Origin of the sequence: uncultured Anaerococcus sp. (genome assembly GCF_937934665.1) — a bacterium.
GTDB lineage: Bacteria > Bacillota > Clostridia > Tissierellales > Peptoniphilaceae > Anaerococcus.
Map to the genome: position 1 here is coordinate 20264 of NZ_CALGYW010000024.1, position 11592 is coordinate 31855.

Sequence of the window (11592 nt, forward strand, 5' to 3'; positions counted from 1 at the left end):
GGATGAAATTTAGCACGATAACAAATATAGGCAAGCTTAGAAGAGAAAACGAAGATTCGTTTTCAAATGTTAGCCTAGGGGACTTGGATTTTTTTATAGTAGCAGATGGTATGGGTGGCCACAGCAAGGGCGAGCTTGCAAGTAAGCTTGCCGCCAAACTTTTTATAAAATACATAAAAGAAGCTAATTTAGAATCCTATGATTCTTATTTGCTCCTACAAGAAGAGGCAATTTTCTATGCCAATGAAGAAATCTATAAACTATCGCTTGAAGAAGGCGATATAAAGATGGGGACTACTGTGGTTTGCCTATGTATAGACCACAAAAACAAGGTCTACTACCTAACCCACTTGGGAGACTCTAGGGCCTATATCTTTAGAAATGATACCCTAAGCCAGTTAACTAGGGACCATTCTTTGGTAAATGATCTTTTAGACAGTGGTTCTTTGACTAAAGATGAAGCAGAAAACTTTATAAACAAGTCTGCCATAACCAGGGCTGTTGGGACAGAAGAAAAAATCATTCCAGACAGTAAGTCTCTTCCTATGGAAGAAGGCGACCTAGTTTTAATGGTTACAGATGGTCTTACAAATGAATTAACAGATGAAAATATTAGAGAGATAGTAAAAGATAATAAGGATCCTTACCAAATATCATCAAGGCTTATAGAAGAAGCCATAAACCACGGTGGTAGGGATAATATTACTGTTACGACGATTTTACTATAAGAGGATATTATGGATAAAATAATTTTGGACAGTAGATATGAGATTATAAAAGAAATAGGCGTAGGTGGCATGGCCAAGGTCTACAAGGCCAAAGACAGGCTTCTTGGTAGATTTGTAGCCATAAAGATTTTAAAGGACCAATACGCTGAAGATGACGAATTTTCAAAGAAATTTAACAACGAAGCCCAATCAGCAGCCAGGCTTTCTCATATAAATATTGTAAATGTATACGATATTGGAAAAGACATGCTAAATGGCAAGCTTATCCAATATATAGTTATGGAATATGTAGAAGGGGAGACTCTCAAAGATTTAATAGTCAGAAAAAAGATTTTAGAAAATCATGATATTATCGACTATTCAACCCAAATCGCCCAAGCCTTAAAAAGTGCCCACGCTTCTGGCATAGTCCACAGGGACATCAAACCACAAAATATTTTGATAGATAAGTACGGTCTTTGTAAGGTAACTGATTTTGGGATAGCAAGAGTTTCATCAAATGCTACTATTACCTATACAAGTTCTATTTTAGGCACTGTTCACTACATTTCACCAGAGCAGGCCAAGGGCAAGATTGTAGACTTAAAATCTGACCTTTACTCACTGGGAGCTGTCATGTATGAGATGGCCACAGGCAGGTTACCTTTTGATGCAGATAATTCAGTAGGTATAGCTGTTATGCACATCCAGGATGATCCTATCCCACCAAGGGAGATAAATCCCAACCTTTCTAAACATCTAAATTATATAATAATGAGGTTATTAAAAAAAGATCCTACAGAAAGATTTCAAGACGCAGAGGAATTAATAGAGGCCCTAGATGATGAGTCTTTAGTCAAAGGTGAGGATGCTTTTGAAGATACAGCAAGGATTCCTATAGTAGTACCTAAAAAAGAAAGCTATAACCAACCTATCGAAGAAGATAGGGAAGCGGTTTATGTATCTACAGGAGAAGAAAAGCCCCCTAAGGAAAATAAGAAAAAACCTATAAAAATATGGCCTTTAGTCCTTCTAGCCCTTATCTTAGTAGTAGCAGTATATCTCTTCTCTACAAGAAGTGGAAGTGATGAAATAGAAGTGCCTACAGTTGTAAATCTCACAGAAGATCAGGCAGTTAGCCAGCTTGAAAAACGTGGCTTTAGGGCAAATATATCAAGGTATGCAGAAAGCGATGAATACGAGAAGGGCAAGGTAATGAGCCAAGACCCTGAGGCATCGAGTAAGGCTAAAAAAGGACTTATAGTAAACTTGGTTATTTCATCGGGTAGGGAAGTTGTTGTTCCCCAGCTAAAGAATATGAACCTAAGTCAGGCTGAAGAAACCCTAAAAGACCTAGGACTAAAGATAGGAACAACATCAACAGACTATTCAAATACGGTAGAAAAAGACCTAGTAATTAGACAAGAGCCATCATATGGAGCATCCGTCCAGTCAGGTTCTGAGGTAAACCTAGTTATATCTGTTGGCAAAGAAGATACCACAGAAATAATCAAGGTAGGAAATTACCTAGGTATGAGTGAGCAAGATGCCATAGCTACTGCTAGAAATAATTCTTTAATGGTAAGAAATGTAGACTACCAATACTCATCAAATACCCAGAAAGGCCTTGTTATGAGCCAATCTATAGGAGCTGGTACTGAAGTTGCTGAAAATTCTGCCATAGACTTTGTAGTAAGTCTTGGTGAAGAAGAAAAGCCACCAAACCCTGATAGGGAAGTAGAAATCAGACTAAATGTAGTAACTGATAAGGAAAACTACAATGTCAAGGTATATAAGGTAGATGAAAATGGCAATAGAAGCGACCTTCTATACAATGACTACCATACTGATGCTGATCTAGATGAAGAAGGAGTCTTATCTCTTAAGTTTATGTCTATTTCTGGTACTAGTGTAGAAGTCCTAGTGGATGAGGAATCTTACGGAGTATATCAGGTTAACTAATGATTGGAAAAATAATTAAAAGTCAAAAAGAATTATATTATGTTGATACCAAAGATAATGTCTATATGGCCAAGGCCAGGGGCAATTTTAGGGTAAAAAATAAGAAACCCCTGGTTGGGGACAATGTCGAAATAGAAGTTTTAGAGGATAATAAAGCCTATATAACAAAACTTCTAAATCGAAAAAATGAGATAAAAAGACCAAATATCGCAAATATTGACCAACTTTTGGTCTTTGTAACCATAAATGACCCACCCCTAAATCTTTATAACTTAGATAAGTACCTGGCAATGTGTGAGTACCTGAGTATTTCTGTAACCATTATCCTAACAAAGATAGACCTAGCTTTAAGCGAAGAAATAGAAAACCTAGCTGGTATATATAAAAATATTGGCTATGATGTTCTTTTAATTGATAATTACAAGGATTTTCCAAAAGATAAAATAGAAGAAATTCTAAGAGGCAAGACCTCTGCTGTATCGGGTGCATCTGGTGTTGGCAAATCAACCTTTTTATCAAACCTTATTGATCAAAAGATAGAAATAGGAGATATAAGCCAAAAATCTAAAAGAGGCAAAAATACCACCCGTCATACAGAAATTTTTAAGCTTGGAAAAGATACCTTTATCTTTGATACCCCAGGCTTTGATTCCTTTGACCTAGACTTTTTAGAAGATGAAAATGACTTAAAAAATACCTTTGTAGAACTAAGGGATAGGGCTTGTAAGTTTAAAGACTGCAACCACATCAATGAACCATCCTGTAGGGTCAAGGAAGATTTGACAGAAGGGAAAATTTCAAAAACACGTTATAAAAACTATGTCCAATTATTCGAAGAATTAAAACAAAGGAGACTTAATAAATGGTAAGACTATCACCATCAATACTTTCTGCAAACTTTGCAAATTTACAAAAAGATTTAGATGAAACCAAGGATTTAGGCCTAGAGATGATCCATATCGATGTAATGGATGGAAGCTTTGTACCAAATATTTCCTTTGGTTTTAAGATAATTTCTGATATCAGGGATAAAAATGACTACTTCTTTGATACCCACCTAATGATTGAAGAACCAATAAGATATATTGACCAATTTAAAAAGGCAGGCTGTGATAGGATAACAGTCCATTATGAGGCCTGTGAAGACCTAAGAGGCACACTAGAGGCTATCAAAGAAGCTGGTATGGAAGTAGGCCTTACAGCCAAGCCTGAAACAGATCCAAAGCTTCTTTTAGAATACTTTAACCTAATAGATTCAGTATTAGTAATGAGTGTAAGACCTGGTTTTGGTGGACAAAAGTTTATGCCAGAAAGTAAAGAGGCCATGGCCCTTTACAGAAAATATATAGACGAAAATAAGCTCGATATAAAAATCCAAGTTGACGGAGGTATAAAAACTGCCAATGTAAAAGAGGTCTTAGGCCTAGGTGTGGATGAAATTGTTGCAGGCTCTGATGTTTTCGCCAAAGATATTAAAACTCAGATAAAGGCCTATCACGAGATTTTTAAAGATTACGAATAAATTTACAAAAAATATCCGTTCTGTAAGGAAACCTACAAAACGGATATTTTTTCAATTAAAAAACTGACCACAAGGCCAGTTTAAAAATTTTTAATTTAGTACTAAACTAAAAAAGCTTAAGCTTTTTCTACTTTTCCACTTTTAATACATTTTGTACAAGCATTAATAGTTTTTGGAGTGCCATCAACAACAGCTTTTATCTTGTGCACGTTTGCTTTAAAAGTTCTGTTAATTTGTCTATGTGAGAATGTTACAGACTTACCACTTGCTGTACCTTTGCCACATATATCGCATGCTCTTGCCATAATTACACCTCCTCCTTATTCATCTTTATTATTCTACCAAAGTTTTATTAAAATTACAAATTTTTAGCTAAGATTTTTAAGAGAGATTTATAAGCGAAATGGTATAGTAATATAGAATAAAAATAAAAAGGAGAAACTATGGACTATAAATCTCTTTATAATAATAAAAATTTTACCCATATAGACTTTGATAAAGATTTAAAAACTTTTACAACTTTTGGTATAGGAGGCCCAGCAGATGTTCTTGCAAGGCCAACTAGCATAGATGAATTAGAAAAACTATTAAAATTTAATCACGAAAATAAAATAAAAACTTTTATTATTGGCAAGGGCTCAAACCTCCTTGTATCTGATAAGGGTATAAGAGGATGTGTTATTATACTTGCTGATAATTTTGATGAAGTAACTATAGAAGAGGACTACCTAACAGCTCTAGCAGGTGCTTCTTTAACAAACGCCAGCCTTGCTGCTATAAGGGCAGGTCTTGCTGGTATGGAAGAGATATCAGGTATACCTGGCTCTGTTGGGGGAGCTGTAGCTATGAATGCAGGCGCCTACGGTGGAGAAATAAAAGACATAGCAGTAGAGATAAAGGCCTTTGACTTTGAGGGCAATCTTTATACTTATAAAAACGATGAGATGAATTTCTCCTATAGGCATTCTAGGATATTTGATGATGATCTGATTGTTGTTAGCGCTAAATTTAAACTCAAAAAAGGTGATAAAGATCTTATAACAGAAAAATACCTAGACTATAAAAATAGACGCGAAACCAAGCAACCCCTTGATAAAAAGTCAGCTGGTTCAACCTTTAAAAGACCAGTAGGCTCTTATGCATCAAAGCTAATTGATGAATGTGGTCTTAGAGGTTTTAGAGAAGGTGACTGCCAGGTTAGTGAAAAACACTGCGGCTTTATTATAAATAGGGATGAGGCAACTTGCGAAGAAATGCTAGAATTTATCAACCATGTTTCTAGCATAGTTAAGGAAAAAACAGGTTTTGTTTTAGAGCGAGAGGTAAAACTAGTCGGAGAATAAAAGATGAAATTAAAGATAATTACAGGCCTTTCAGGATCAGGTAAGACAACAGCCCTAAGGGCCTATGAAGATTTGGGGTATTATGCTATGGACAATGCACCAGCTTATTTGGTGGAAAAATTCATTGAGCTTAATAACTACCAGGAAAAGCCAATAGAAAAAATGGCTGTTGTTATAGACTTTAGGTCATTTTCTGTAGATAATGACATATGTAGGTCCATAAAAAACTTAAAAAAAGCCAATGAAGATACTGAAATTATCTTTATCTATTGTAATGATGAAATTATTCAAAAAAGATATAATGAGCTTAGAAGACCCCATCCTCTAGGAGAATACGGGAATGTAACAGATGGGATTGAAAAAGAAAAAAATCTTCTAAGGCCGATTAGGGACATATCTGATAAGGTAATAGACACAAGTAACTACAAAATAGCAGACCTAAGGCAAGTAATAGAGTCAAGTACTGTGAAATCTAACAATATGATAATTAACCTTATATCCTTTGGCTATAAATATGGAGTTAGTGCTGATTTTGATTTTGTTTTTGATATGAGATTTGTCCCAAATCCATTCTATAAGCCAGATCTAAAAAAATTAAATGGTACAAATGAAAAACTAGCCGCCTACCTAGACCAGTTTGATATTATAAAAGACTTTGAAGAAAGGGTATATGGCCTTATAACCAGCCTTCTTGACTCTTATAACAAGCAAGGAAAAAATATCATAACCATAGCCTTTGGTTGTACAGGCGGCCAGCATAGGTCTGTCTATATGGTAGAAAAAATGTATGAAAGAATGAAAGATGATGATTATATACTGATTAAGAGACACAGAGAAAAGGATAAGTGGTAAGATGAAATATTTAAAACGTATAGATTTAGAAAATATTAAAAACTTAAGAGATTTAGGAGGGGTACCAACCTTTGATAAAAGATCAACAAAGTGGCACGAGTATTTCAGGGCAGCAAGCCTAGACGATGTGAAAGATATAGATATAAGTGACTTAAAAGACTTAAATATTTCAACAATAATTGATTTAAGAAGGGAAAATGAAATTGACTTTAAGTCAGAAAGTCATAAAAAAATAAAGGATAACTTTGACTACCACCACATATCCCTAGCTCCAGATAAGGAATTTAGAAAAGAAGAAATTGAAAAGATTATATCTGGAAAATTATCTGTAGGCCAATCTTACAGAAATTTAATTGATCACTACGAGGCTGTAAGAGAAATTGTAAAAGCACTTGCCAATGCCGAAGGTTCAGCCCTTTTTCACTGCCAAGAAGGCAAGGATAGGACAGGGATTGTATCGATGATAATTATGGGCCTTGCAGACGTGCCTAGGGGAGATATCATAGCAGACTATGAGACATCCTCTGCCCACCTAGGCTACATAGAAAGGTACGGTGAAGACGAGCCTTATTCTATATTTAGGATTACTGACCCATATTATATGAAAGAAGCCTACGATTATGTAATTAGAAAGTACGATAGTTTTGAAGACTACCTACTTTATACCAAGGCTGATCCTAAAGATATAAAAAATCTTAGGAGAAGGATTAGAGACTAGTATGAGTTTTTCCCAAAGATGCAAGAAAGAGCTTTTGAGAAAAGAACCTCTTGACCTTAAGGGAGAACTTATTTCCCTGGCTTACTTTATAGGATCTATCAGGATTTCTGCTTCAGGTTTTAATGTAATTTTTAAAACTGATTCTAATCAAAAAGCCAGATACATTTATAAATTGATAGCAGACTTATATGAATATTCGCCGACTTTTGAAATCCAAGACAATCCTGATAAGAAAAACAAGAGGGACTATGTAGTAATAGTAGAAGATGCGGATGTGTCAGATAAGTTAATAGCCCTAATGAACCAAGGCTTTATAGAAAATTATGAAAATATAGATGAAGTAAGCCTAGATCAAATCAAAGGTTTTTTAAAAATTGCCTTTATCTTTAGGGGTTCTGTAAATGATCCTCAAAGAGGTTATAACTTAGAAATTGTTGGCAAAAACCTTAACGAAGCAAGGCTTATCAGAGATTCTATGGATGCCTTTAACCTAAATGCCAAATTAAGTCAAAGATCTGAGTATAATATCATTTATCTGAAGGATTCTGATAAGATATCTGATTTTTTGGTAGTTATAGGTGCCATGCAGTCGCTTTTTGAACTAGAAAATGTTAGAGCGATGAAGTCTATAAGAAATGATGTAAATAGGATAAATAATTTTGATAATGCCAATATCGATAGAACAGTAAAGGCAGCCATGGCCCAGGTTGATGCTATAAATAAAACCATAGCTCGAGGTAGTTTTGAAGAACTTGATGAATTAAGCCAAAAAATTGGCAAGCTTCGCCTTGAAAATCCCTACCTTTCCTTAGATGAATTAGGTGAGATGTTAGATCCTCCCCTTACTAAGGCCAAGGTCAACTATAGATTGCAAAAGTTTATCAAACTAGCAAAAGATTTGTGAGAACAAGTCTTTTTTTAAAGGAGTAACTATGACTAATAAATTTACCCACCTCCACCTCCATACAGAATATTCTCTCCTTGATGGTTTTACAAGGATAGATGAACTTTTGGATAGGTGTAAAGAACTTGGCATGGATTCTGTGGCTATAACAGATCACGGACAGATGTATGGGGTCATAGAATTTTATAAACAGGCACAAAAACGTGGTATAAAACCCATTATCGGCTGTGAGGTCTATGTCTCTGAGAGAGATCACACTATAAAAGATCCTACAAATAGGAGGTACTACCACCTAATTTTGCTTGCAGAAAACAATACTGGCTATAAAAACCTAGTAAAGATTGTTTCAGAATCCTATGTAAACGGCTTTTATTATAAACCTAGGGTCTCCTTTGACTATATAAAGAATCATACAGAGGGACTAATTGCCCTATCAGCCTGCCTAAATGGTGAAGTTAACCAAAGAATTTTAGAAGATGATATGGAAGCTGCTATAAAGACAGCCCAAAAACATGAAGAGGCCTTTGGCAAGGATTCGTATTTTTTAGAAGTTCAAGACCATGGGATGCCTGAGCAAAAAAAGGTAAATAAGGGCGTAGCTTATCTTCATAGAAAACTTGGCCTAGAGATGGTAGCGACTAACGATGTCCACTATATAAACAAGGAGGACTCCTACTACCAAGACGTGCTTTTGTGTATTCAAACAGGATCTCTTATCAAGGATGAGGATAGAATGAGGATGCCAAATAGGGAATTTTACCTAAAAGACCCTGATACTATGGCAACAATATTTAGAGACTATGAGAGAGCCATAGAAAATACCCAGAAAATAGCAGAAAGGTGCAATGTCGAGATTAAATTCCATGAGCCCCACCTACCCTACTACACCAAACTTCCAGTGGGTCTTTCCAATTTAGATTATTTGAAATTATTAGTAAATAAGGGCCTTACTGAAAAATACGAGGAAGTAACAGATGAAATTGTAGCTAGGGCAAAAAAAGAAATAGATGTAATAAATTCCATGGGCTATGTGGACTATTTCCTAATTGTGTGGGACTTTGTAAATTATTCTAGAAATAACGATATAGCTGTAGGACCTGGTAGGGGGTCTGCTGCAGGTTCTATTGTTTCCTACGCCTTGGATATAACCCAGATTGATCCGCTCAAGTACGATTTAATCTTTGAGAGGTTTTTAAACCCAGAGAGGGTATCTATGCCCGATATAGATATAGACTTTGACTATGTCCTAAGGGATAAGGTAGTTGAATATGTAAATGAGCTCTATGGTAGGGACCACGTATCTCAGATTGTAACCTTCGGTAGGATGCAGGCTAGAAATGCCATCAGAGACGTAGGAAGGGTCCTAGACATAGCCTATGGCAAGGTAGATACCATAGCCAAGCAAATACCAACTACCATAGGGATGACAATTGATAAGGCCTTAGAAGAGTCAGATGCCTTTAGGGCCTCCTACGACAAGGACGCCGAGGGCAAGCGCTTAATAGATACTGCAAAAAAACTTGAAGCTCTACCTCGCCATACGTCAATCCACGCAGCAGGGGTAGTTATTTCTAAAGATCCCCTTACAGATATAATTCCCCTTGCCCTTTCAAACGACCAGGTGGTAAGCCAGTTTGATATGACAGAAATAGAGGAATTGGGCCTATTAAAGATGGATTTTTTGGGTCTAAGAAACCTTACAGTTATCAAAGATACCATCAAGGATATAAAGAAAAACTACGATAAAGATATAGATATAAGAAAAATTGACGTAAATGACAAAAATGTAATCAAACAATTTAACCAGGCAAAGACTATCGGACTTTTCCAATTTGAGTCAGCTGGCATGAGGGCCTTTCTTAAAAACCTAAAACCAACAGTTTTTGATGACCTCATTGCAGCAAATTCACTTTTTAGGCCAGGCCCTATGGATGAGATACCAAAATACATCCATAACAAAAATAACCCTGCTGACGTAACTTTCCTTGATGAAAAATTAAAACCAATCCTAGGGGTAACCTATGGCATAATTGTCTATCAAGAGCAGGTAATGCAGATAGTCCAACAACTTGCAGGATACTCACTTGGAGAAGCTGACAACCTAAGACGTGCCATGAGTAAAAAGAAAATGGCAGTCATGGAAGAAAATAGGGATATTTTCATAAATGGTAAGACAGGTGAAGACGGCAAGGTACTAATACCTGGAGCAGTAAGAAACGGAGTAGATAGAAAGGCTGCCAACACCATCTACGATGAGATGATTTCCTTTGCTAAATATGCCTTTAACAAGTCGCACTCAGCAGCCTATTCCTTAGTTGCAGTCCAAACTGCCTACTTAAAACACTATTATCCAGAAGAATATATGGCAAATCTTATTTCTTCAGTAATGGATCAGACAGGCAAGCTCTATACCTATGTATCAGAGACGAAAAGATTGGGTATAGAGGTCCTAGCTCCTGATATAAATAAGTCCTATGGATCTTTTGAAGTTGAGGATAAGAAAATTATCTTTGGCCTATCAGGTATAAAAAATGTAGGCAATAACCTAATAGAAGCAATTATAAAATCCAGAGAAGAAGGTGGAACCTTTGTAAATTTCAAAAATTTCCTAGAAAGGGTAGAAGAAGTAGATTCTAGAGCCCTAAACAAAAAGGGAATAGAATCTCTAGTAAAGGCTGGTGCCTTTGATAGTCTAGGCTATACTAGGTCATCTCTAATGGCAATCTTTGAAAAAGCCATTAACACAGTCCATGACAACAATAAGATAAATGTCACAGGCCAAATGAACCTCCTAGACATGGGAGAAAAACAAGAAGAAACTGACATAGATATGCCAGATATAGATGAGTATCCAAAAAAAATCAAACTAAGGCTTGAAAAGGAAGTACTTGGTTTTTATATTTCAGAGCACCCCTTGTCAGAAAGAAGCCTAGCCCTTTCAAATATAGTAAATTTCACAACAAATTATAGGGAAGAACTTGGAGAAGAAAACACTTTAAGCCTAGAAGGTAAGTTTGTAACCATGGCAGGTATAATAAACAATAAAAAAGAACTTACCACCAAAAAGCGAGACCTCATGGCCTTTGCCTCCCTTGAGGATATGTATGGCAATATCGAAATGGTAATTTTCCCTAACACTTATAGACAGTATAGGGAAATAATTGAGGATGATAACGTTGTGATAGCGAAAGGTAGATTGCAAACTGACGAAAGTGACGTAAAATTATTAGCGTCAGAATTTATTGATTTAGAAAAATCAAATCTCAAAACTTTATATCTAAAAATGAAATATAACGAGTATAATGATATCAAAGGCATAATAATGTCGAATTCAGGTCATAATCCTGTAAAGATATATTTTGAAGATAAGAAAAAGTTAGTAAGTTTAGATTCAAGACTGTGGTTTAATATAAATGAAAACTCCATAGGAGAACTTGAAGCTAGACTTGGAAAAGAAAATGTTAAGACAAAGTGAGGAGAGGTAATGAAGACAATAGGTATACTTACTAGCGGTGGCGACGCTCCAGGCATGAACTCAGCCATAAGGGGCGCTGTTAGAACTGCACTTAATAAGTCTATGAGAA

11 protein-coding genes are annotated in these 11592 nt (G+C 35.8%); 10 read left to right on the forward strand and 1 reads right to left on the reverse strand.

Annotation, left to right across the window (positions count from 1 at the left end; all coding sequences use genetic code 11):
* The first annotated feature begins 2 nt into the window (after nucleotides 1-2).
* From Q0410_RS01120 to rpe, 4 genes are read left to right on the forward strand one after another with little or no spacing between them, the layout of a single operon-like run.
* Nucleotides 3-728: a Stp1/IreP family PP2C-type Ser/Thr phosphatase gene (locus Q0410_RS01120; protein ID WP_299031923.1), complete on the forward strand. Its 726-nt coding sequence runs from the start codon at nucleotides 3-5 to the stop codon at nucleotides 726-728.
* 9 nt (nucleotides 729-737) lie between these two features.
* Entirely contained in the window at nucleotides 738-2669 is a 1932-nt protein-coding gene (pknB, locus tag Q0410_RS01125) for a Stk1 family PASTA domain-containing Ser/Thr kinase (RefSeq protein ID WP_299031926.1), read from the forward strand.
* A complete protein-coding gene (rsgA, locus tag Q0410_RS01130; RefSeq protein ID WP_299031929.1) occupies nucleotides 2669-3538 on the forward strand; it encodes a ribosome small subunit-dependent GTPase A in 870 nt (289 codons plus the stop codon). The genes pknB and rsgA overlap by 1 nt, the downstream gene beginning before the upstream one ends.
* Entirely contained in the window at nucleotides 3532-4191 is a 660-nt protein-coding gene (rpe, locus tag Q0410_RS01135) for a ribulose-phosphate 3-epimerase (RefSeq protein ID WP_299031932.1), read from the forward strand. Before rsgA ends, rpe begins: the two co-directional genes overlap by 7 nt.
* 116 nt (nucleotides 4192-4307) lie before the next feature.
* On the opposite strand, the gene rpmB is transcribed toward rpe, so the two are convergent.
* Nucleotides 4308-4496 carry a 50S ribosomal protein L28 gene (rpmB, locus tag Q0410_RS01140; protein ID WP_299031935.1) on the reverse strand — a complete coding sequence of 63 codons (189 nt, stop codon included), beginning with the start codon at nucleotides 4494-4496 and terminating at the stop codon, nucleotides 4308-4310.
* Nucleotides 4497-4634: 138 nt separating this feature from the next.
* On the opposite strand from rpmB, the gene murB reads away from it, so the two are divergent.
* From murB to Q0410_RS01170, 6 genes are all read left to right on the forward strand, one after another.
* A complete protein-coding gene (murB, locus tag Q0410_RS01145; protein ID WP_299031938.1) occupies nucleotides 4635-5534 on the forward strand; it encodes a UDP-N-acetylmuramate dehydrogenase in 900 nt (299 codons plus the stop codon).
* A gap of 3 nt (nucleotides 5535-5537) precedes the next feature.
* Nucleotides 5538-6386, forward strand: coding sequence for an RNase adapter RapZ (gene rapZ, locus Q0410_RS01150; protein ID WP_299031941.1), 849 nt, complete (start codon nucleotides 5538-5540; stop codon nucleotides 6384-6386).
* Nucleotide 6387: 1 nt separating this feature from the next.
* A complete protein-coding gene (locus tag Q0410_RS01155) occupies nucleotides 6388-7104 on the forward strand; it encodes a tyrosine-protein phosphatase (RefSeq protein WP_299031943.1) in 717 nt (238 codons plus the stop codon).
* A 1-nt stretch (nucleotide 7105) separates the two neighbouring features.
* Nucleotides 7106-8008, forward strand: coding sequence for a DNA-binding protein WhiA (gene whiA / locus Q0410_RS01160; protein WP_299031946.1), 903 nt, complete (start codon nucleotides 7106-7108; stop codon nucleotides 8006-8008).
* 28 nt (nucleotides 8009-8036) lie between these two features.
* Nucleotides 8037-11483 carry a DNA polymerase III subunit alpha gene (locus Q0410_RS01165; protein WP_299031949.1) on the forward strand — a complete coding sequence of 1149 codons (3447 nt, stop codon included), beginning with the start codon at nucleotides 8037-8039 and terminating at the stop codon, nucleotides 11481-11483.
* A gap of 9 nt (nucleotides 11484-11492) precedes the next feature.
* Nucleotides 11493-11592: 6-phosphofructokinase (locus Q0410_RS01170; RefSeq protein ID WP_299031955.1), on the forward strand; the 100-nt coding region annotated here is incomplete at its 3' end.